The organism is Acidovorax sp. FG27 (assembly GCF_040365715.1).
Taxonomy (GTDB): domain Bacteria; phylum Pseudomonadota; class Gammaproteobacteria; order Burkholderiales; family Burkholderiaceae_C; genus Paracidovorax.
The window spans coordinates 1-19,897 of the sequence record NZ_BAABVY010000014.1 but is presented as its reverse complement, the minus strand read 5'-3'; the positions used below and the strand labels follow the sequence as shown (position 1 = coordinate 19,897).

20 protein-coding genes are annotated in these 19,897 nt (G+C 72.2%); 8 read left to right on the top strand and 12 right to left on the bottom strand.

The genetic code is table 11. The annotated features are described in order from the left end of the window. Nucleotides 1–15 precede the first annotated feature (15 nt). Together ABWV53_RS18830 and ABWV53_RS18825 are read right to left on the bottom strand one after the other, a co-directional pair. Nucleotides 16–651: an L-threonylcarbamoyladenylate synthase gene (locus tag ABWV53_RS18830; RefSeq protein WP_353367675.1), complete on the bottom strand. Its 636-nt coding sequence runs from the start codon at nt 649–651 to the stop codon at nt 16–18. A gap of 11 nt (nt 652–662) precedes the next feature. Further along, a complete protein-coding gene (locus tag ABWV53_RS18825; protein WP_353367674.1) occupies nt 663–1,526 on the bottom strand; it encodes a 3',5'-nucleoside bisphosphate phosphatase in 864 nt (287 codons plus the stop codon). Between the two features lie 262 nt (nt 1,527–1,788). Between ABWV53_RS18825 and ABWV53_RS18820 the strand changes: the two genes are divergently transcribed. Further along, nucleotides 1,789–3,660 carry a methyl-accepting chemotaxis protein gene (locus ABWV53_RS18820; protein ID WP_353367673.1) on the top strand — a complete coding sequence of 624 codons (1,872 nt, stop codon included), beginning with the start codon at nt 1,789–1,791 and terminating at the stop codon, nt 3,658–3,660. Between the two features lie 126 nt (nt 3,661–3,786). On the opposite strand, the gene recJ is transcribed toward ABWV53_RS18820, so the two are convergent. Together recJ and ABWV53_RS18810 are read right to left on the bottom strand one after the other, a co-directional pair. Continuing rightward, nucleotides 3,787–5,502: a single-stranded-DNA-specific exonuclease RecJ gene (recJ, locus tag ABWV53_RS18815; protein ID WP_353367672.1), complete on the bottom strand. Its 1,716-nt coding sequence runs from the start codon at nt 5,500–5,502 to the stop codon at nt 3,787–3,789. Beyond that, nucleotides 5,499–6,461, bottom strand: a complete 963-nt coding sequence (locus ABWV53_RS18810) for a phosphoglycerate mutase (RefSeq protein WP_353367671.1) — start codon at nt 6,459–6,461, stop codon at nt 5,499–5,501. The genes recJ and ABWV53_RS18810 overlap by 4 nt, the downstream gene beginning before the upstream one ends. An 80-nt stretch (nt 6,462–6,541) precedes the next feature. Between ABWV53_RS18810 and ABWV53_RS18805 the strand changes: the two genes are divergently transcribed. Together ABWV53_RS18805 and lolD are read left to right on the top strand one after the other, a co-directional pair. Further along, nucleotides 6,542–7,795 carry a lipoprotein-releasing ABC transporter permease subunit gene (locus tag ABWV53_RS18805; protein WP_353367670.1) on the top strand — a complete coding sequence of 418 codons (1,254 nt, stop codon included), beginning with the start codon at nt 6,542–6,544 and terminating at the stop codon, nt 7,793–7,795. Continuing rightward, nucleotides 7,788–8,474: a lipoprotein-releasing ABC transporter ATP-binding protein LolD gene (gene lolD / locus ABWV53_RS18800; RefSeq protein WP_353367669.1), complete on the top strand. Its 687-nt coding sequence runs from the start codon at nt 7,788–7,790 to the stop codon at nt 8,472–8,474. The genes ABWV53_RS18805 and lolD overlap by 8 nt, the downstream gene beginning before the upstream one ends. A gap of 93 nt (nt 8,475–8,567) precedes the next feature. Here lolD and ABWV53_RS18795 read toward each other — a convergent pair whose 3' ends face one another. After that, nucleotides 8,568–8,846 carry a DUF3606 domain-containing protein gene (locus ABWV53_RS18795; protein WP_353367668.1) on the bottom strand — a complete coding sequence of 93 codons (279 nt, stop codon included), beginning with the start codon at nt 8,844–8,846 and terminating at the stop codon, nt 8,568–8,570. A gap of 250 nt (nt 8,847–9,096) precedes the next feature. Here ABWV53_RS18795 and ABWV53_RS18790 point away from each other — a divergent pair, with 250 nt between their 5' ends. Further along, on the top strand, nt 9,097–9,561 hold the full coding sequence (locus ABWV53_RS18790; RefSeq protein WP_353367667.1) for a midcut-by-XrtH protein: 465 nt from the start codon (nt 9,097–9,099) through the stop codon (nt 9,559–9,561). A gap of 226 nt (nt 9,562–9,787) precedes the next feature. On the opposite strand, the gene ABWV53_RS18785 is transcribed toward ABWV53_RS18790, so the two are convergent. From ABWV53_RS18785 to ABWV53_RS18755, 7 genes are all read right to left on the bottom strand, one after another. Further along, nucleotides 9,788–10,141: a DUF3325 domain-containing protein gene (locus tag ABWV53_RS18785; protein WP_353367666.1), complete on the bottom strand. Its 354-nt coding sequence runs from the start codon at nt 10,139–10,141 to the stop codon at nt 9,788–9,790. Further along, nucleotides 10,138–11,859 carry a PepSY-associated TM helix domain-containing protein gene (locus ABWV53_RS18780; RefSeq protein WP_353367665.1) on the bottom strand — a complete coding sequence of 574 codons (1,722 nt, stop codon included), beginning with the start codon at nt 11,857–11,859 and terminating at the stop codon, nt 10,138–10,140. The genes ABWV53_RS18785 and ABWV53_RS18780 overlap by 4 nt, the downstream gene beginning before the upstream one ends. Further along, complete coding sequence (locus ABWV53_RS18775) at nt 11,856–12,233, bottom strand: DUF3649 domain-containing protein (RefSeq protein ID WP_502903938.1); 378 nt, start codon at nt 12,231–12,233, stop codon at nt 11,856–11,858. The genes ABWV53_RS18780 and ABWV53_RS18775 overlap by 4 nt, the downstream gene beginning before the upstream one ends. A 299-nt stretch (nt 12,234–12,532) precedes the next feature. Next, nucleotides 12,533–13,594 carry a VWA domain-containing protein gene (locus ABWV53_RS18770; protein ID WP_353367664.1) on the bottom strand — a complete coding sequence of 354 codons (1,062 nt, stop codon included), beginning with the start codon at nt 13,592–13,594 and terminating at the stop codon, nt 12,533–12,535. Nucleotides 13,595–13,639: 45 nt separating this feature from the next. Next, entirely contained in the window at nt 13,640–14,701 is a 1,062-nt protein-coding gene (locus ABWV53_RS18765) for a DUF58 domain-containing protein (protein WP_353367663.1), read from the bottom strand. Then, entirely contained in the window at nt 14,694–15,752 is a 1,059-nt protein-coding gene (locus tag ABWV53_RS18760) for an AAA family ATPase (RefSeq protein ID WP_353367662.1), read from the bottom strand. The genes ABWV53_RS18765 and ABWV53_RS18760 overlap by 8 nt, the downstream gene beginning before the upstream one ends. 28 nt (nt 15,753–15,780) lie before the next feature. After that, nucleotides 15,781–16,701, bottom strand: coding sequence for a S1C family serine protease (locus ABWV53_RS18755; protein ID WP_353367661.1), 921 nt, complete (start codon nt 16,699–16,701; stop codon nt 15,781–15,783). Between the two features lie 145 nt (nt 16,702–16,846). Here ABWV53_RS18755 and ABWV53_RS18750 point away from each other — a divergent pair, with 145 nt between their 5' ends. The 4 genes from ABWV53_RS18750 to ABWV53_RS18735 form a co-directional block, all read left to right on the top strand. Next, the gene (locus ABWV53_RS18750) at nt 16,847–17,722 is read left to right on the top strand and encodes a TatD family hydrolase (protein ID WP_353367660.1); all 876 of its coding nucleotides are present in this window, start codon (nt 16,847–16,849) and stop codon (nt 17,720–17,722) included. Nucleotides 17,723–17,828: 106 nt separating this feature from the next. Next, the gene (locus ABWV53_RS18745) at nt 17,829–18,404 is read left to right on the top strand and encodes a DNA-deoxyinosine glycosylase (RefSeq protein ID WP_353367659.1); all 576 of its coding nucleotides are present in this window, start codon (nt 17,829–17,831) and stop codon (nt 18,402–18,404) included. After that, nucleotides 18,401–19,213: a class I SAM-dependent methyltransferase gene (locus ABWV53_RS18740; protein WP_502903937.1), complete on the top strand. Its 813-nt coding sequence runs from the start codon at nt 18,401–18,403 to the stop codon at nt 19,211–19,213. The genes ABWV53_RS18745 and ABWV53_RS18740 overlap by 4 nt, the downstream gene beginning before the upstream one ends. A gap of 41 nt (nt 19,214–19,254) precedes the next feature. After that, a partial coding sequence (locus ABWV53_RS18735; RefSeq protein WP_502903936.1) for a GspE/PulE/PilB domain-containing protein occupies nt 19,255–19,897 on the top strand: 643 nt, incomplete at its 3' end.

Below are 19,897 nucleotides of genomic sequence, written 5' to 3'. Positions count from 1 at the left end.
GCGAGGGCCCGGCGGCTACAGCCCCAGCGCGCTCAGGCTGCCCCGGCCTTCGCGCACCACCTGCGCCTCGTCGCCGTCGCCCATGGGCGTCAGGTCGATCACCGTGGTGGGCTCCTGCGGGCAGGCGCCGGCATCGACGATGCCGTCAAGCAGCTTCTCGTAGCGCGCCCGGATCTCCTGCGGGTCGTTGAGCGGCTCCGTTTCACCCGCCGGGATCAGGGTGGTCGCCAGCAGCGGCGCCCCGTGCAGCTCCAGCAGCAGCTGCAGGCCCTTGCGGTCCGGCACGCGCAGGCCGATGGTCTTGCGCGATGGATGGCTGACCCGGCGCGGCACTTCCTTGGTCGCCTCCAGGATGAAGGTGTAGGGCCCTGGCGTGCCGAGCTTGAGAAGGCGGTACTGCCGGTTGTCCACCCGGGCGTAGTTGGCCAGCTCCGACAGGTCGCGGCACAGCAGGGTGAGGTGGTGCTTCTCGTCCACCTGGCGAATGCGGCGCAGGCGGGTCACGGCGTCCTTGTCGTCCAGGTGGCAGACCAGGGCGTAGCTGGAGTCCGTCGGCACGGCCAGGATGCCGCCCTGTTGCAGCAGCGTCGCGCCCTGCTTGATCAGGCGGGGCTGCGGATTCTCGGGGTGGACTTCGAAATACTGGGCCATGGGCTTGGCTTTCAGGCGGCCGGCCGGATCCGGTCCGCCAGCAGTTCCCAGACGGGCGTGAGCTGACCCGGCAGGCCGGGCAGCGCGCCCAGATCGGTGTGGGATTCCTCGGGGCTGTGGAAGTCGCTGCCCCGCGAGGCGGCCAGGCCGAATTCCTGCGCCATGGCCGCATAGGTGACGTATTCGGCGGGCGAATGGCTGCCGGTGACCACCTCAACCCCCCGGCCGCCGTGCTGCTTGAATTCGGAGAAGAGCGCGTATTCCTCGTTGGCGGTGAACTTGTAGCGGGCCGGATGGGCGATGACCGCCATGCCCCCGGCCTCCGTCACCCAGCGCACGGCGTCGCCCAGCGCTGCCCAGCGGTGCGGCACGTAGCCGGGCTTGCCCTCGGTGAGGTACTTGCGGAAGACCTCCGGCGTGTCGCGGCACACGCCCGTTTCCACCAGGAAGCGGGCGAAGTGGGTGCGCGAGATCAGTTCCGGATTGCCCACGTATTTCAGCGCGCCCTCGTAGGCGTCACGAATGCCGACCTGGGCCAGCTGGCGCGACATCTCCTGCGCGCGTTCCCCGCGCCCGCCGCGCGTGGCCGCCAGCCCGCTCGCCAGTTGCTCGTCGTCGGGGTCGAAGCCCAGGCCGACGATGTGCACCGTCGTGCCGGCGAAGGTCACCGAGATTTCGGTGCCGGTCAGGTAGGCCATGCCCAGCGCCCGCGCAGCCGCGGCGGCGCGGTGCTGGCCGCCGATCTCGTCATGGTCGGTCAGCGCCCACAGCTCCACGCCGTTGGCGTGCGCACGGGCCGCCAGGGCCTCGGGCGTGAGCGTGCCGTCGGAGACCACGGAGTGGCAGTGGAGGTCGGCGTTGAGAAGGATGGACACTCTTTCATTCTAGGACGCCCGCCTTTTCGCGCCGCCGGTGTGGTGAATAGCCATCAGATTCGCATGAAAACCCTGTCCGTTTCCACGCCGCGGCCTGCGATGTGGAAAACCCCCATGAACCCGCCGGCAGAAGGCGCCGAGAATGTAAGCGATTGCAAACCGCTTGGGGCCGCTGCTCTTCACCAAGGCGCCGCCGCAGGCCGCGCAACCGCCGCGCATGCCACCCCGGGCCGGGCCTGATTCGTTCCTTCTGTCCATCGCCATGTCATTCCTCCATCTCTCCGTGGGCCGCAAGCTGTGGCTGATCCTTCTGGCCCTGCTGGGCAGCATGCTGGTGCTGCTGTTCGCCCTGCTCCACTACACCGAACGGGTGGACGACCAGACCAGCGCCCGCGTGCAGGCCGCCGACGGGCGCATCGGCATGGCCTTGCGCTGGAAGGGCATGACGCAGCTGGCGGTGGAGCGGGTGATCGTGTCCGCCGTGTCCATCGACCAGGCCCTGGCGGCGCGCATGAGCGCCCTGGTCAAGACCGATATCGCGGCGATCACCGAGCTGCAGAAGTCGATCGTCGCGCAGGCCACCCTGCCCGAGGACAAGGCCCAGCTCGAACGCATCGCCGCCGAGCGCAGCGCGGTGCTGAAGATCACCGGCCAGGCGCAGGAAGGCCGCGCCGACGTCGAGGCCACGCGCCGCCAGGTGGACGAGCAACTCCTGCCCGCGGTGGCGCGCTACATCCGCTCGCAAGAGGTGTTCATCGAACAGCAGGAGGCCCAGCGCGAGGCCGCCTATGCCGAGGGCCGCCGCCAGCGTGCGCAGGCCCAGTGGGTGGGGATGGCGCTAGCCCTGGTCGTCACGCTGGTCGGCATGGCGCTGGCGCACGCGGTGGTGCGCTCCATCACGCGGCCGCTGGCGCGGGCGGTGGGGATGGCCGACGCGATCGCGCAGGGCGACCTCACCGTGGAAGCGCACGACGACCGGCGCGACGAACTCGGCCACCTCCTGCGCTCGCTCTCGGCCATGGCGGCGCGGCTGCGCGGCGTGGTGGCGCAGGTGCGCTCGGGTGTCGAATCGGTGTCCACCGCGTCGCACGAGATCGCCACCGGCAACCAGGACCTGTCGGCCCGCACCGAACAGACCGCGGCCAACCTGGAGGAAACCGCCGCCAGCATGGAAGAGCTGACCTCCACCGTCGGCCAGTCCGCCGACACCGCCCGCCAGGCAAACCAGCTGGCCAGCACCGCCGCGCAGGTGGCGGGCCGGGGCGGCGAGGTGGTCGGGCAGGTGGTGGGCAGCATGCAGCAGATCACCGACAGCTCGCGCAAGATCAGCGACATCATCGGCGTGATCGACGGCATCGCCTTCCAGACCAACATCCTGGCGCTGAACGCGGCCGTCGAAGCCGCGCGGGCCGGCGAGCAGGGACGGGGCTTCGCCGTGGTGGCGTCGGAAGTGCGCAGCCTGGCGCAGCGCTCGGCCGAGGCCGCCAAGGAGATCAAGCAGCTGATCGACACCTCGGTGCGCAACGTGGAGTCCGGCTCGCAGCAGGTGGCGCAGGCCGGGCACACGATGGAGGAGATCGTCGGCAGCGTGCAGCGCGTGGCCGACCTGATCGGCGAGATCACCGCCTCGTCCACCGAGCAGCGCGATGGCATCTCCCAGGTCAACCAGGCCATGGCCAACCTCGACCAGATGACCCAGCAGAACGCCGCACTGGTGGAGCAATCCAGCGCCGCCGCCACGGCCATGCGCGACCAGGCGCAGCGGCTGGCGGAGGTGGTGTCGGTATTCAACGTGGGTACGGCGGTGGCCGCCCCCGCGGCCGTGGCAACCCGGCCTCTGGCGGCCGCCACGGCTGCCGCCCGCGTGAGCCCGCCGCCGAAGGTGTCGGCAGCGGCGCCCGCCACGCTGCCGCCCGCCAGCGCCAGCCCCGCAGCCAAGGCCCTGCCCGCCAGCGCCGCCCCGAAGGCGCCCGCACCCGGCAAGGCGGCGGCTCCGCCGGCCGCCAGGCCCGCGCCCGCGCCATCGAAGGCGGCGGCCAGCACGCCCGCGCCCCGCCTGAGCGCGGCGCCCGCTCCGGCGCCCAAGGCGGGCCGCCAGGCGCCCGGTTCGGACGACGACTGGGAAACGTTCTGACGGTTGGGGCGAGGCCGGGGCGCAGTGCGCCGGCCTGGCGCGGCGCCCATCATGCGTTGCTATTGAAACAATAGCTAGAGGCGCTTGATTTACGGGCGCTGGAGGCCTATATCGCCCCCATTTCGATCAGAGCTGCGCGCCTTCCACCAGGAACTGCACGCGCCGCTCGCCCTTCCACTCGTTCACGTCCAGCCGGAAGGCCAGCAGCACGCGGGACGGCAACTGGTCGGTGTGGCCGAACCAGATCCCGTCGATGGGCGTGCCCTGGTGCATCAGCTTGAGCGACAGGTGGTTCTTGCCCTCGCCCACCAGCCGCTGGCTGACGACTTCCACCTCTTCGCTGAAGGTGGGCGGCGCGAAGCCCTGGCCCCAGACCTCGCGGTGCAGCGTGTCCACGATGTCGGCGCGGCAGTATTCGGGCGCCAGCGGGCCGTCGGTGTCGAGCCGGCGGGTCAGCGTGGCGGCGTCCAGCCATTCCTCGGCCACCTGCGCGAAGGCGCGCTCGAAGCTCTCGAAATGCTCCCGCGCTACCGTGCAGCCGGCCGCCATCGCATGGCCGCCGAACTTCAGCAGCACGCCCGGGTGCCGCTTGGCGACCAGGTCCAGCGCGTCGCGCAGGTGAAAGCCCGGGATCGAGCGGCCGGAGCCCTTGATCTCGTGGCCCTTGCCGGGCGCCGCGCTGGCCGCGAAGACGAAGGTGGGGCGGTGCAGCTTGTCCTTGATGCGGCTGGCGACGATGCCGACCACGCCTTCGTGGAAGTCCGGGTCGAACACGCTGATGGCGGGCGGCGGTGTGTCGGCATCGCCGAACAGGTTTTCGGCCATCACCAGGGCCTGCTCGCGCATGCCGCCCTCGATGTCCCGGCGCTCCCGGTTGATGGCGTCCAGGGTGCGGGCCAGTTCGGCCGCTCGGCCGGTGTCCTCGGTCAGCAGGCACTCGATGCCCAGCGTCATGTCGGCCAGCCGGCCGGCGGCGTTGATGCGCGGGCCCAGGGCGAAGCCGAAGTCGAAGGTGGTGGCCACCTCGGCCTTGCGGCCGGCGGCGGTGAAGAGCGCGGCGATGCCGGGCTGCATCTGGCCGGCGCGGATGCGCTTGAGGCCTTGCGCTACCAGGCGCCGGTTGTTGCTGTCGAGGCGCACCACGTCGGCGACGGTGCCCAGGGCGACGAGCGGCAGGAGCGGCTCCAGCCGGGGCTGGCTGGCGGCGTCGAACACGCCGCGCCCGCGCAGTTCGGTGCGCAGCGCCATCAGCACGTAGAACATCACGCCCACACCGGCGATGGACTTGCTCTCGAACACGCAGCCCGGCTGGTTGGGGTTGACCATGGCGTCGGCCACGGGCAGGGCGGGGCCGGGCAGGTGGTGGTCGGTGATGAGCACCGAGAGCCCCAGCGCCCGGGCCTCGGCCACGCCGTCCACGCTGGCGATGCCGTTGTCCACGGTGACCAGCAGGTCGGCGCCCCGTTCGTGCACGCGCCGGGCGATGGTGGGTGTGAGGCCATAGCCGTCGGCCACGCGGTCGGGCACCAGGTAGTCGACCTGCCGCCCACCCAACAGCCTGAGGCCGCGCACGGCCACGGCGCAGGCGGTGGCGCCGTCGCAGTCGTAGTCGGCCACCACGACGATGCGGCGGTCGGCGGCGATGGCGTCGGCCAGCAGTAGGGCGGCCTCGCGGGCGCCCAGCAGGGTCTCGGGCGGCAGCAGGCGCTTCAGGGCGTCGTCCAGCTCGTCATGCAGGCGGATGCCGCGCGCGGCATAGAGGCGCGCCAGCAGCGGGTGCACGCCGGCTTGCTCCAGCGCCCAGGCGGCGCGGGGGGGAATGTCTCTCGCTACTATTTTCATAGCTGGTCGCGCACGTCCGCAAAGCGCTGCGGGCTCAAAAGGCTCTTGATTTTCTTCCAGAAGCCGCGTGGTGCGGTGTGCCAGGCGAGGGCGCTGCGCTCGCCGCACAGCGTGAGCCGGGCGATGCCGCCCGCCGCCACGTGGTCGGCCAGGCGGGCCACGGGGCCGGCGTCGATCTCGGCCCAGGCGGCGGCCCAGGCGCGCCAGTCCTCGCGCAGGGCGGCGTCGCGCAGGGCGAGCGGCATCTCCGGTGGCGGCACCGGGGCGGGGCGGGTGTCCAGCCGGCCTGCGCCGTGCACCCAGAAGGCGTTCACCGGCGGCAGGCCGCGGGCGGCGCGCTCGTCGTTGAAGGGGTGGGTGTAGAGCAGCATCTGCATCTCGCTGTGCAGGCGGTGCAGCACGCGGGCCTGGGCGGCATCGGGCATCCAGGGGCGCACGTCGCGCTGTACCACGCGGTCGAGCGAGGCGGTGGCCAGCCCATCGAACACCGCGCCCTGCGCCCGCCAGCGCGTGGGCTGGTCATAGGCTAGCGTGATGCCGTCCTCCGCGAACCAGGGCGCAAGGATGCCCAGCAACTGGCGCGATGCGGCTTCGTCCAGCGCCAGCGCGGCCGGCTCCACCAGGGTCACGCGGTCGACCGTGACGTGCCACTGGCAGGGGCTGATGAACGCGAAAGCGGCCGCCGTGCCCGGCGCGCCGTCGTCGCCGGCCACCCGCTGGTGCCAGGCAGCCCAGGGCGTGGTGCCGCCGGCGCCCGCCGGCAGGCCCAGGTGCCGGGCCAGGGCGCGCTCGTGGGGCGGAGAAAAATCGGTGTCCTCGCCGGCATCCAGCGCGGGCGAGGGGGCCAGGCGGCCGAGCAGCCGGTCCAGGTGGGGAAGGGCCAGGCCCTGCAGGGCGTGGCGGCACCCGTCGGCGGTGCTGGCGGCGAAGGGAATCAGCAAATGGTTGGCGTCCGACATCGCCCTATTCTCGGGGATGCCACAATCGGCGCCGCCTGGTGGCCGCCAATTCCCGCGCGGCGCCGGGCCTCTTCACATTCATGCAAATCCCCTACGAACTGGCCCTGGGCTGGCGCTACACCCGGGCCGGCCGCGCCACGCGGCGCAACGGCTTCATCTCGTTCATCTCCGGCGTCTCCATGCTGGGCATCGCCCTCGGCGTGGCCGCGCTCATCATCGTGCTGAGCGTGATGAACGGTTTTCAGAAAGAGGTGCGCGACCGCATGCTGAGCGTGGTCTCGCACATCGAGATATTCGCCCCGCAGGGCGCCGCGCTGCCCGACATGGCGCGCACGCTGGCCGAGGCGCGGGCCAATCCCAACGTGGTGGGCGCCGCGCCCTTCGTGGCCGCCCAGGCGCTGCTGGCGCGGGGAGAAGACATGAAGGGCGCCCTGGTGCGCGGCATCGACCCGGCCCGCGAGGGCGAGGTCACCGACCTGGCGGCCGCCAACGTGGAGGCGCTCAAGGCCCTGGTGCCGGGTGAATTCCGCGTGGTGCTAGGCTCCGAACTCGCCCGGTCCCTGGGCGTTCGGGTGGGCGACGCGGTGACGCTGATCGCCCCGGGCGGCCAGGTCACGCCGGCGGGCGTGGTGCCCCGCCTCAAGCAGATGACGGTGGCCGGCACCTTCAATTCCGGCCACTACGAATACGACTCCGCCCTGGTGCTGCTGCACCACGCGGATGCCGAGCGCATCTTCCGCCTGGAAGGCCCCACCGGCATCCGCCTGAAGCTCAAGGACCTGCACGCCGCGCCCGAGGTGGCGCAGCAGTTGGCGCGCTCGCTCTCGGGCGACTTGCTCATCCGCGACTGGACGCAGCAGAACCGCACCTGGTTCGCCGCCGTGCAGCTGGAAAAACGCATGATGTTCATCATCCTCACGCTGATCGTGGCGGTGGCGGCGTTCAACCTCGTCTCGACCCTGGTGATGACGGTGACCGACAAGCGCGCCGACATCGCCATCCTGCGCACGCTGGGCGCCAGCCCCCAGAGCATCATGGGCATCTTCGTCGTGCAGGGCGCCATGGTGGGCGTGATCGGCACGCTGGCCGGGCTGCTGCTGGGCCTGGGCATCGCGTTCAACATTGATGTGATCGTGCCGGCGATCGAAAGCGCGCTGCACGCCAACTTCCTGCCCAAGGACATCTACCTCATCAGCAAGATGCCCAGCGAGCCGCAGTCCAGCGACATCGTGCCGATCGGCGTCATCTCGCTCATCCTGGCGTTCGTCGCCACCCTGTATCCCAGCTGGCGCGCCAGCCGCGTCAACCCCGCCGAGGCGCTGCGCTATGAGTGACACCCCTACCAACGTGGTTCTGCAGGCGCGGGGCCTGACCAAGCGCTTCACCGAAGGCCGGCTGGACGTGACCGTGCTCAAGGGCGTCGATCTGGACGTGCGGGCCGGCGAGACGCTGGCCATCGTGGGCGCGTCCGGTTCGGGCAAGAGCACGCTGCTGCACCTGCTGGGCGGGCTCGACGCGCCCACGGCCGGCACCGTGCACTTGAAGGGCCAGGCGCTGCACACGCTGTCGGCCCAGCGGCAGGGCCAACTGCGCAACCAGCACTTGGGCTTCATCTACCAGTTCCACCACCTGCTGCCCGAATTCAGCGCGCAGGACAACGTGGCCATGCCGCTGCGCATCCGCCGCCTGCCGTATGCCGACTGCCTGGACCAGGCCCTGCAGACGCTGGCCGCCGTGGGCCTGGGCGAGCGCGCCTTGCACCGCCCGGCCGAGCTGTCGGGCGGCGAGCGCCAGCGCGTGGCCATCGCCCGCGCCCTGGTGACCCGGCCGGCCTGCGTGCTGGCCGACGAGCCCACCGGCAACCTGGACCGCAGCACCGCCGACGGCGTCTTCCAGCTCATGCTGCGCCTGGCGCGCGAGCAGGGCACGGCGTTCGTGATGGTCACGCACGACGAGCAGCTGGCCGCGCGCTGCGACCGCGTGGTGCGGATGAACTCTGGAATCTTGAATTAGAAACCGCCTGCAGCGCCCGTCTATAAAGGGCGTCGCGCTATCGAAATTAGAGCAAACAGTCCATTGCCGTGGCCCGGGCAAATGCCTCGGGCTTCAGGCGCGGGCGGGTGCCGGGGCGGCCGGCATGCCGCCCGGCTTCGGGGCCAGCTGGCAGGTGATGGCCTGCAGCCCGCCCGTGCATTCCAGCCGCCGGACCACCGGGCCGCGCAGATGCAGCCGCACCCGCTCCGCCGACGGCCCCACCGTGCCCACGCTGTCGCGCAACTGGCTTTCGGTGCAGTCGAACGTCTGGGTCCAGTAACGGATCTCGTGGGGCTCGCTGACGTCGATCTGCCGCCAGTCCACATCCGGATTCAAGTCGTGCTGTGCCATGTCGGTCCTTGGATGACCCACGATGCTGGGATCAAGGTGGCCAGTGCAATGTAGGACGTTGGAACCAGAACCCCAGGTTGGGAACGCGCAACCGCGACTGAATGATCGTTAAAAACAATGGACCCGGTGGAGTCGATATCCATGCAAGGCTACAATTTGATGCAAATCCACCCCTCCATCCGTTCGTCATGACCACCTTTCGTTCACGCCTTCAAGCCGTCGGCCCTCTGCTGGTCCTTACGCTGCCTCCGTGTCGCTGGCGCAATTTGTCCCACCGACGACCACCATCGTCTATGCGCCTGCCGCCGCGGGCAGCCCCACGGCGGTGCCCACCCTGTCGGAGTGGGGCCTGATCGCGCTGGCTGCCGTGATGGTCTTCGCAGCCATCCGCGCGCTGCGCCGTGGCACGGGTGGCCGCCTGCTGTCGCTGGCGATCGTGGCCGCCGCCTCGTTGGCGGGGACGCAGTGGACCGCCCGGCCCGCGATGGCCGTGCCTGCCTTTACCCTGAGCAACGCTGCGGGAGGCACGGCCACTTGGCTCGGAGATGGCGAGATCGGCGTGCTCAATACCACCGGCGTGGCGCAGAAGATCATCTCCGTGGGGCTTACCGGGACTGGAATGCTGCGGCCCACGGAGGGCTCGCCGCGGTGCGTGGCGGGTCTGGTGGTGAATGCGGGGCAGCAGTGCTATGTGAACGTGGCGATGCCGCTGTAAATTCCGGTCGCTGGTGCAGTGCCGCCTTTCGGGGCGGTTTTTTTTGTCTGTACTGACTCGTCTTCTCCCTTGGGCGTTCGGGCTTTGCTTGTCGAAGCCTTGCCGGAGTCGGGGCGGTGCTGCCACGTGCTGGGTGGTTGCTTCCCGGGGCCGGGAATTCGCCCCGGCGTCGACAAGCTGAGCCCAAAGGCCCTCCTTCAGGAAGAGAAAGCAAAAAAAGTGGCCGTCATCCGACCACTGCCCAACCCACACACAACACCGCCAACACCGCCCCCCCTTGCAATACCCGCGTCACCCCCCCAGGCGCATAGCTCAACAACAGCACGACGCAGAGGGCCGACAGCGTCATCACCCCGAACCAGAACACCCAGCCCTGCGCGTTGCCGGCCGCCGCCAGGCAGGCCCAGAGCGACAGCAGCAGGCCACCCGTGCCCACCAGCCGCAACGCCCGGCGCAGGCCGGCGCTGGGGGTCTTGCCCCGGCCGTAGCTGTCTTCGTAGTGGCGGTCCATCGCCAGGCCCAGCGCGGAAAAGGCGGCGACACAGGACGAGAGCGCCAGCGTGAGATGGATGGCGCTCATGGCGACGAGCCCTCCGCCGCGGCGGCCGCCAGGCTGTGGCGGGCGGGCGACAGGCCAGGCTCGCCGGCGGGGTGAGGGTGGGACTGGGGCGCGGGGGCAGCGGGCTGCGCTGGCTGGCCGGCCCGTGCGGGGCGCGGCGCCGTGCCGGCGCGGGCGGCCGGCTTGCGGCGGCCCAGCCACCAGGCGCTGGCGAGCAGGGCCACTCCCAGCAGCAGGCAGGTGGCGTCGAAACCCACCAGGCTCCAGTGGCCGGCCGTGGCGGCTGCCACCAGGCCGGCGCCGCCGGTCAGCGGGTTCATCACCGGCACCAGGGCGAACAGCAGGCCGCCCAGGGCCAGTTGCACCTGCCACATGCGGCGCGCCGGCCAGGCGATGCCGGCGACCGTCGCCACGCCCCAGACGGTGAAGAACGCGGCGATCTCGGCGGCCGGCCGGTCCGGCGTGGCCACCGGGATCAGCCGGTTGGCCCAGAAGAACGAGGCCATCGCCAGCGGCAGGCCGGCGATGGCGCCCAGATTGAGCCCGTCCACCAGCCGCAGGCCGAAGCCGATGCGGCCGCCCTTGGCCAGTGCCTTGGCGTATTTCTGCCGCTCCTTCACCGCCCACATCAGCAGGCCCGTGGCCACCATCACGCAGCCGGCCAGACCTGAGAGGAAGAACAGCCAGCGCAGCACCGGCCCGGCGAAGTGCCCCACGTGCAGGCCGACGAAGACCCCGCGCGTTTCCGACGCGGGCGGCACGGCCTCGCCCCGCGTTTCCAGCAGCTGGCCGGTGGTGCCATTGAACACCACCGACGCCTGGTTGGACGACAGGCTCGCCTGCCCGTCGCGGTAGACGGTCACGGCGGCGTTCGCGTCGCCCGGGAAGGTGACCACCGCGCGCGAGGCGGCCGCGCCCTGCCAGCGCGCCTGCGCCTGCTCCACCAGCGGGCCCAGCGGCACCAGCGCGGCCGGCCGGCCGGCGGCCTTCTGCGGCGCGCTGCCGGCGGCGTTCGGGAAGGCCTCGGCGAAGAAGGTCTTCTGGTCGCCCTGGTAGGCGGTCTGCGCGGCCCAGGGCATGTACATGAACATCAGCGTGACCAGGCCCGTGTAGGTGATCATCAGGTGATAGGGCAGCGCCAGCACGGCGGTGGCGTTGTGCGCGTCCAGCCAGGAGCGCTGGCCCTTGCGGGGCCGGAAGGTGAAGAAGTCGCTGAAGATGCGCCGGTGCGTGACGATGCCGCTCACGATCGCCACCAGCATGAACATGGCGCAGAACCCCACGATCCACCGCGCCCAGAGCGCCGGCATGTAGTGCAGGTCGAAGTGCATGCGGTAGAAGAAGTCGCCGCCCCGGGTGGCGCGCGGCGCGGCCAGCCGCTCGCCGGTGGCCGGGTCCAGCGGCACGGCCAGCAGGCGCTGGCGCGGGGCGCCGGGCGGCTGCGGCCGGGTCCAGGTCACCCGCACGTCGGATTCGCGGTCGCTGGGCAGGCCGATGTTCCAGCGCGGGCTGCCGGCGGCTTCGCGCTCCAGGAAGCGCACGGCCTGGCCGGCGGCCTGGGCGGGAGCCACCTGCGACGCTGCGGGCGCGCCGTGCAGCTCGGGCTTCATCCAGTGGCTGATCTCGTCGCGGAAATAGGCCGAGGTGCCGGTGGCGAACACCATGAACAGCACCCAGCCCACCAGCAGCCCCGACCAGGTGTGCAGCCAGGCCATCGACTGGCGGAAACCTTCCTTCATGATGCTGCCCCCACGGCCGGCGCCGCGCCGCGCAGCACCAGCCAGAGCACCGCGCACAGCACCGCCGCCGGCACGGCCAGCCCGGCCCAGGCCCGCCCGGCGCTGCGGGCGGCGAACACCCACATCACCGCGCCGGCATAGATGGCGAACGACGCCAGCGTGCCGGTGATGACCGCCTCGGCCCGCGCCAGCGGCAGCCACAGCCCCAGGGCCGTCGAGCAGAGCGCGGACAGGACGTAGCCGCCCGCGATGGCGGCGAACGCGCGCGACGCGACGGCCCAGCGGTAGCGGGCGGCGTCGCCCAGGGCAAGGAACGGCCGAAGGCGCGGGCGGGGCGCGCCGTCGGCGGCGTGGCGAGGTGGGCTGGCGGTCATGGCAGGCGGGAAGCGGGGAAGGCGGCGGCAACGGAAGAGGCCGGCACCGCGCAAGCCGGTGCCGGTCTGGTCGCTGCCGCCGCTGTGGCTGGCTGTCGGGCCGGGGCGAAGGCCCCGAGGCTCAGGCTATCGGCGCATGGCGAAAGCGGGGCGCGACCAGAGAGGAAGGTCGCATTCTAAATGCAACTGGTTATCAATACGGGGTTTCTTTGCCAGATTCCGGTGTCTGCTACCAAAACCATAGCTGCATGCGTAGGTGCATCAAGCGCCGGGGGCCGAAAAGACCCGAAATGGGTGGCCTACAGCACCCGCCCGAACCACCACAGCGACAGCGCCGCCGCCAGCACCATCAGCGCCGCCCCGGCCAGGGCCAGCAGGGCGGAGATTTCGGTTTCCTTCTTCTCCACCGTCAGGCGCGAGCTGAGCGTCTCGTACACCTTCTTCAGGTCCTCGGCGGTGGCAGCGTGGAAGTATTCGCCCTGGGTGCGCTGGGCGATGGCCTTGAGCGTGGCCTCGTCCAGCCGCACCCGCATCGACCAGCCCTCGAAGCCGATGGTTTCGCCCTCCACCGTGCCCACGCCCACGGTGTACACGCGCACGCCCCGGTCGGCGGCCCACTGGGCGGCTTCCAGCGGGTCCACGCCGGTGGTGCGCTGGCCGTCGGTCAGCATGATGATGGCGGCCGAGTTGTAGGAGCCTGGTGCCACCGGCGTGAACGGCCTGCCTTGCTGCGTGCCGGCCGCGCGCCCGGCCTCGTCGATGGGCTGGGCCGGACGCGCCGGCATGGCCTGCCGGCCGCCCAGGGCGGAGATGTCGATACCCGCGTCCGGGAACAGCGTGGCCAGCGACAGCAGGATGCCGTTGCCGGTGGCCGTGCCGCGCTGCAACTGGAAGCTGTCGATGGCCTGGGTCAGGTCCTCGTGGCTCTGCGTGGGCAGCTGAGAGAGCTGCGCGCTGCCCGCGAAGGCGACGATGCCCACCCGCACGTGGCGCGGCAGGTCGGCGATGAAGGCCTTGGCGGCGTTCTGCGCGGCGGTCATCCTGTCGGGCTGCACGTCGGTCGCGCGCATGCTGCCCGACACGTCGATGGCCAGCATGACGGTCTGCTGCTGCGAGGGCAGGCTGATGACCGCGAGCGGCCGCGCCCCGGCCAGCAGCAGGGCCGCCAGCCCCAGCAGGAACAGCGCGGGCGGCACATGCCGGCGCCAGCGCGGGCCGGTGCCCAGAGCCGCCCGCACCAGGCCCAGCGCGGGGTAGTGGATGGCGGCGGCGCGGCGCCGGCGCAGCACCGCCACGTAGAGCAGCACCAGCAGCGGCAGCACCAGCAGCAGCCAGAGGAAGGTGGGCCAGAGAAAGACCATGGTGGGCGACTCCTGCGTGGCGGGTGGCTCGGGGCGGCGGGCGTGTCAGCCGGCCCGAGCGCTGGTGGGGGCGGCGGTGGGGGCGGCCTGCCGTGACCAGGCCGGGGTGGCGCGCAGGGCCCGGGGCCGGTGGCCGCGCAGCTCCATGAAGCGCACCAGCGCGTCCACCAGGTCGTCGCCGGTCGACAGCTCCAGCGTGTCCGCGCCGGCCCGTGCCAGGCTGGCGCGCAGCTGCGCCTCGCGCTCGTCGGCCAGGCGGGCGAAGCGGTCGCGCAAGCCGCGCTCGCGCGTGTCCACCTGCAGCGTCTCGCCGGTCTCGGGGTCGCGCAGCAGCACCGGGCCCACGTCGGGCAGGGCGCGCTCGAGCGGGTCCCACAGGCGCACGGCGACCACGTCGTGCCGCTGCGCCAGCTGGCCCAGCGGTTTCTCCCAGCCCGGCGTGCTGAAGAAATCGGAGACGACGAACACCGTGCCGCGCCGGCGCAGCACGCCCTGGGCGGAGCGCAGCAGGCGGTGCAGCTCGGTGGCGCCGGGCGGCGGCGCGGCGCGCCCGGCAGCGGGTGGCGGGGCGATGAGCGGGGCGGTCAACGGGGCGATGAGGGGGGCGCCCGGCGGTGCGATCAGCCGGTGCAGCAGGTGCAGCACATGCGCCCGGCTAGCGCGGGCCGGCAGCACCGTGTCGGCGGTGGCGGCCCCCCGGCCATGGTGCAGCACCGCGCCCACCCGGTTGCCGTGCCGCGTCAGCAGCCGCGCCAGCACGGCGACGAAGCCGGCCGCCACGTCGCGCTTGGTGTGGCCCGGCGGGCCGAAGTCCACCGAGGGGCTCAGGTCGACCAGGAACCACGCGGCCATCTCGCGGTCTTCGGCGAAGACGCGCACGTGCGGCTCGTCCAGCCGCGCGGTGACGTTCCAGTCGATGTGGCGCACGTCGTCGTGCGACTGGTAGGCGCGCAGGTCGGCCAGGTCGACGCCGGCGCCGCGCAGCAGCGTGCGGTGGTCGCCCTGCAGCAGGCCGTCCAGGCGGCGCAGCACGGTCCATTCCAGGCGCTGCAGCAGGCGCTCGGCCGCGCCGGGCGCGGGCAGGGCGGGCGCTGCGGCGTCAGGCACGGAGCGGCTCCAGGGGGTCGGCGGCGTTCTCGGCCCACTGGTGCGGCGGCCGGGCCGGCGCGGCCACGCGCGCCAGGATGCGGGCGATGAGCGCCTCGGCGTCCTGTCCGTCCGACAGCGCTTCGTACGACAGGGCCACGCGGTGGCGCAGCACGTCGGGCGCGAGCTCGGCCATGTCCTGCGGCAGGGCGTAGCCGCGGCCGCGCAGCAGGGCCAGCGCCTGCGCGCCTTCGGCCAGGGCGATGGTGGCGCGGGGGCTGGCGCCGGTGGCGATGCGGCCGGCCAGCTCCGGCAGGCCGTGGCGCGCCGGCTCCCGCGTGGCGGCCACCAGCCGCACGGCGTACTGCAGCAGGGCCGGGTCCACATAGACCCGCCGGCAGTCGGCCTGCAGCGCCGCCAGCTGCTGGGTGCTTGCCACCGCCGCCACGGCCACGGCGGGCTGCAGGGCCCGCTGGGCGATGACGAATTCTTCTTCCTCGCTGGGGTAGTCCACCCGCACCTTCATCATGAAGCGGTCCACCTGCGCCTCGGGCAGCTGGTAGGTGCCCTCTGTCTCGATCGGGTTCTGCGTGGCCATCACCAGGAACGGGGCGGGCAGGGGGTGCGTCTCGCCGGCGATGGTCACCTGCCGCTCCTGCATCACCTCCAGCAGCGCGCTCTGCACCTTGGCCGGCGCGCGGTTGATCTCGTCGGCCAGCAGCAGGTGGGTGAAGACGGGGCCCAGCACGGTGGCGAATTCGCCCGTGCGCTGGTGGTACATGCGCGTGCCCACCAGGTCGGCCGGCACCAGGTCGGGCGTGAACTGGATGCGCTTGAAGCCGCCCTGCACGGCGCCGGCCAGCGTTTTCACCGTCAGCGTCTTGGCCAGGCCGGGCACGCCCTCCACCAGCAGGTGGCCGCCCGCCAGCATGGCGACCATCACGCGTTCCAGGAAGCGGTCCTGCCCCACCACGACGCGCTTGACCTCGTAGAGGATCTGCTCCATCAGCGTGGCGGCGTGGGCGTGCGTCGGTGCGACGGGGGCGAATTCGGCGGCGGGAGGCTGGGTCATGGGCTGGGTCCTCGATGGGGCGCGGCGATCAGAAGGGCGGCATGCCGACGGCGGAGGCGGCGTTCTCGATGGGCACCGCGAAGCCGATGCCGATGAAGGTGCGTGCGGAAGTGGGGTTGAGGATGGCGGTGACGATGCCCACCACCTCGCCATCCATGGTGACCAGCGGCCCGCCGGAATTGCCGGGGTTGGCGGCCGCGTCGAACTGGATCAGGTTGCGCATTTCCTGGCCGCTCTCGGGCGAGTCGAACTCCCGCTCCAGCCCCGAGACCACGCCCGCCGACACCGACGGGCCGATGCCGAACGGAAAGCCCAGCGCCACCACCGGGTCGCCGGGGCGCAGGTTCTGGGTGGACCGCAGGGGCGCGGCCTGCAGGTCGTCGGGCACCTGCTGGGCCTGCAGCACCGCCAGGTCGTTCTGCGGCTGGATGCCGGTGACGCGGGCAGGCGACTCGGTGCCGTCGGCGAAGGTCACCTGCACCCGGTGCATGCCCTGCACGACGTGCAGGTTGGTGAGGATCACGCCCCGGTCCACGATGACCACGCCGCTGCCCACGCCGCGCTCCACCTCCTTGCCCTTCTTGGTGCGCGCAAAGCCCACCACGCGCACCACCGACGGCGCCACGGCGGCTGCCGCGCGGGCGGTGGGCGAGGGCAGGGTGCGGGTCTGCAGGGTGTGCAGCACGGCGGCGTCGATGTCGTCCTGCGTCAGCCGCTGGGGCGGGGCCTGCCGGCCCGCCCAGAGCGCGGCGGCCAGCAGGGCCGCGAGCACGAGCACGGCGGACCAGAGCGCGGCTTCGGTGCGGCTGCGGCGGGTGGCCGGCGCGGCCGCGGAGGGTGGCGGGCCGGCGGGTGGGGCCTCCGGGGCGGACGCCGGCGGGCCGTCCGGCGGCAGGGCGGCGCCAGCGGCAGGGCGGCGTGACGGGCTGTAGCGGGCGGGCCGGGGCATGCGGGCACCTCTCTGGCAGGCGGAACAGGGCGTGGCGGAAGGGCGGGGCGGGTGGCCCGAACCACGGTAGCACGGAACCGGAGCCCGCGCGCGCCAGGCGGAATCTCCTACGCCCCGGCCGTGGCGCTGCGGCATCATCGGCCGCATGACGATCTGGATCGACACCCATTGCCACCTGGACGAATTCGAGGCCCATGCCGGCATCGACCACCTGGACGGCGTGCGCGCCGATGCGGCCCGCGCCGGGGTCGCCCATTGCGTGCTGCCGGCGGTGGAGCGCGCCAACCTGGATGCGGTGCGCACCCTGGCCCACCGCCACGGCGACAGCTATGCGCTGGGCATCCACCCGCTCTTCACCGGCCGCGCGGGGGACGGTGACCTGGCGGTGCTGGAGCAGCAGGTGCAGGCCCACCGGGACGACCCGCGCCTGGTCGCCATCGGCGAGGTCGGGCTCGACTACTTCGTGCCGGGACTGGATGCGGACCGGCAGGAGCGGTTCTTCCGCGCCCAGCTCGGGCTGGCGCGGCAGGCGGGGCTGCCGGTCATCCTGCACACGCGCCGCTCGGTGGACAAGGTGCTCAAGGGCCTGCGCGACGTGCCCGTCGCGGGCGGCATCGCCCATGCGTTCAACGGCAGCCTGCAGCAGGCGCAGGCTTTCATCGGCCTGGGGTTCAAGCTCGGCTTCGGCGGTGCGGTGACCTACGACCGGGCACTGCAGTTGCGGCGGCTGGCGGCGCAGCTGCCGCTCGAATCGCTGGTGCTGGAGACCGACGCGCCCGACATTCCGCCGCACTGGCTCTATGTGACCGCCGCCCAGCGTGCCGCCGGCCAGCCCGCCGCGCGCAACACGCCGGGCGAGCTGCCCCGCATCGCCGAGGTCATCGCCGGGCTGCGCGGCATGCCCGTTCAGGCCCTGGCCCGGGCCACCCGCGCCAACGCCTGCGCCGCGCTGCCCCGCCTGGCGGCGCTGCTGCCGGATGCCGAGGTCGGGGCCGAGGTTGGGGCCGGGGCTGGTACCTGAGCCCGGCATCACGCCGCGAATCTGGAGTGTTTCAGGCCTCCCGCGCTTGATCCACCTTGGCATCTAGCTATAAAAATAATATCAAGCGTTCCACGCCCGCCTCCTCATGCCCATCGACCCCGCCGCGCCTTCCCCACCCGCCGCGCCCCTGCTGCGCGGCCTGCCGCCCGTGGTGCGCGGCGGCACGCGGGTGCTCATCCTCGGCAGCTTCCCCGGGGCTGCCTCGCTGCGCGCCGGCCAGTACTACGGCCATCCGCAGAACCAGTTCTGGCGCATCCTGCAGGCGCTGTGGCCGCAGCATCCGCCGCCCGGCCCCGGGGACTACGCCGGCCGCTGCGCCTGGCTGCTGGCGCGCGGGCTGGGCCTCTGGGACGTCTATGCGGCCTGCGAGCGCGAGGGCAGCCTGGACGCCGACATCCGCCACGCCCGGGTAAACGACTTCGCCGGCCTGCGCGCCGCGCTGCCCGCCCTGGCCGCCATCGCCCACAATGGGGGGGAAAGCTTTCGCCACGCCCGCGCGGTGCGGGCCAGCCTGGAGCAGGGCGGGGCAGGAGCCCCGGGCACCATCGCGTCGCTGCGGCTGCCCTCCACCAGCCCGGCCCACGCGGCGTGGAGCTTCGAGCGCAAATGCCAGGCCTGGGCCGACGCCCTGGCTCCCTATCGACAGGTATCACCATTTTGACGACCAAGACGACTTCGCCCACCGCTGCCGATGCAGCCGCCCCCGCCCCCCGCAAACGCGCCGCCTGGGCGCCCGCGCTGCCGGAGGTGAGCGTCTCCGACGACGGCGAGGTGCGCCACCTGCACCTGGGCACGCCCTGGATCCAGGGCTCCATGCGCGTGGCTGAGCCGTTCGAGATCGAGCTGGAATACGTGCAGCGGATGATGGCCTGGCTGCTCTTCATGGAGCCTGCGGGCGTGGGCAAGCGCCACGCCATGCAGCTGGGCCTGGGGGCCGGCGCCATCACCAAGTTCTGCCACAAGAAGCTGCGCATGTGCAGCACCGCCATCGAGCTCAACCCGCAGGTCGTCGCCGTGTGCCGCAGCTGGTTCAAGCTGCCGGCCGATGGCCCCAAGCTGCGCGTGGTGCTGGCCGATGCCGCCCAGGAGATCCGCAAGCCCGAGTGGCTGGGCACGGTCGATGCGCTGGCGGTGGACCTGTACGACCACGACGCCGCCGCCCCGGTGCTCGACAGCGCCGAGTTCTATGCCGACTGCCGCGCCCTCCTGACCGACGACGGCGTGATGACCGTCAACCTGTTCGGCCGCGCCTCCAGCTACGACCGCAGCCTCGCCAAGATGGTCGAAGCCTTCGGGCCCGACGCCCTCTGGGCCTTCAAGCCGACCCGCGAGGGCAACACCATCGTGCTGGCCCTGCGCACGCCCCGGGCGTTCAAGCGGGCCGAGCTGATGGACCGCGCCGAGGCCGTGCAGGCCCGCTGGGACCTGCCCGCCGCCAAATGGCTGCGCGTGTTCAAGCCGGTCGCATGACCGGGCGCCGCCACCGACACCGCGCACAGGCCCGCTGACCCATGAACCCCACCCCTGCGCCTTCTGGGCTGCCGCCTTCCGGCTCCGCGCCCGCAGCGTCCCCGTCCGCCCCGTCCGCCGGTCCGCTGGACTGGCGCCGCGTCGTGCAATGGCTGCGCGCCGACGGCGTCATCAGCGACGAAGAGGCCGACCGCACCATCGCGCGCTGCGCCCAGGCTGAGAGCCAGCAGCACCCGCTGGTGCGCCTGGCCAACGTGGCGATAGCCCGCCAGTCCGACGGCAAGCCGCTCGACGTGGAGATGCTGACGCAGTACGTCGCGGGCCGCAGCGGCCTGGCCTACCTGCGCATCGACCCGCTGAAGGTGGACGTGGGCCGCGTGGCCGACGCCATGAGCGCGAGCTATGCCGAGCGCCACAAGGTGCTGCCCGTGCAGGTGACGGCGCAGGAGGTGGTGGTGGCCACGGCCGAGCCCTTCATCGACGACTGGGTGGCCGAGGTGGAGCGGCAGTCGCGCCGCGCCGTGCGCCGGGTGGTGGCGAACCCGCTGGACATCCACCGCTACACGGCCGAGTTCTATGCGCTGGCCAAGTCGGTGCGGGCCGCGCAGAAGGCCGGTGGCAGCGCGGGCTCCAGCAGCTTCGAGCAGCTGGTGGAGCTGAACAAGAGCAACAAGCAGCTGGACG

What these genes read in the sequence shown, in the direction of transcription:
- ABWV53_RS18820 (WP_353367673.1), top strand. Translation starts at nt 1,789, where the DNA reads ATGTCATTCCTCCATCTCTCCGTGGGCCGCAAGCTGTGGCTGATCCTT.
- ABWV53_RS18760 (WP_353367662.1), bottom strand. Translation starts at nt 15,752, where the DNA reads ATGACCCAGCCTCCCGCCGCCGAATTCGCCCCCGTCGCACCGACGCAC.
- ABWV53_RS18795 (WP_353367668.1), bottom strand. Translation starts at nt 8,846, where the DNA reads ATGGCACAGCACGACTTGAATCCGGATGTGGACTGGCGGCAGATCGAC.
- ABWV53_RS18755 (WP_353367661.1), bottom strand. Translation starts at nt 16,701, where the DNA reads ATGCCCCGGCCCGCCCGCTACAGCCCGTCACGCCGCCCTGCCGCTGGC.
- ABWV53_RS18750 (WP_353367660.1), top strand. Translation starts at nt 16,847, where the DNA reads ATGACGATCTGGATCGACACCCATTGCCACCTGGACGAATTCGAGGCC.
- ABWV53_RS18805 (WP_353367670.1), top strand. Translation starts at nt 6,542, where the DNA reads ATGCAAATCCCCTACGAACTGGCCCTGGGCTGGCGCTACACCCGGGCC.
- ABWV53_RS18745 (WP_353367659.1), top strand. Translation starts at nt 17,829, where the DNA reads ATGCCCATCGACCCCGCCGCGCCTTCCCCACCCGCCGCGCCCCTGCTG.
- ABWV53_RS18780 (WP_353367665.1), bottom strand. Translation starts at nt 11,859, where the DNA reads ATGAAGGAAGGTTTCCGCCAGTCGATGGCCTGGCTGCACACCTGGTCG.
- ABWV53_RS18830 (WP_353367675.1), bottom strand. Translation starts at nt 651, where the DNA reads ATGGCCCAGTATTTCGAAGTCCACCCCGAGAATCCGCAGCCCCGCCTG.
- ABWV53_RS18775 (WP_502903938.1), bottom strand. Translation starts at nt 12,233, where the DNA reads ATGACCGCCAGCCCACCTCGCCACGCCGCCGACGGCGCGCCCCGCCCG.
- ABWV53_RS18770 (WP_353367664.1), bottom strand. Translation starts at nt 13,594, where the DNA reads ATGGTCTTTCTCTGGCCCACCTTCCTCTGGCTGCTGCTGGTGCTGCCG.
- ABWV53_RS18785 (WP_353367666.1), bottom strand. Translation starts at nt 10,141, where the DNA reads ATGAGCGCCATCCATCTCACGCTGGCGCTCTCGTCCTGTGTCGCCGCC.
- lolD (WP_353367669.1), top strand. Translation starts at nt 7,788, where the DNA reads ATGAGTGACACCCCTACCAACGTGGTTCTGCAGGCGCGGGGCCTGACC.
- recJ (WP_353367672.1), bottom strand. Translation starts at nt 5,502, where the DNA reads ATGAAAATAGTAGCGAGAGACATTCCCCCCCGCGCCGCCTGGGCGCTG.
- ABWV53_RS18810 (WP_353367671.1), bottom strand. Translation starts at nt 6,461, where the DNA reads ATGTCGGACGCCAACCATTTGCTGATTCCCTTCGCCGCCAGCACCGCC.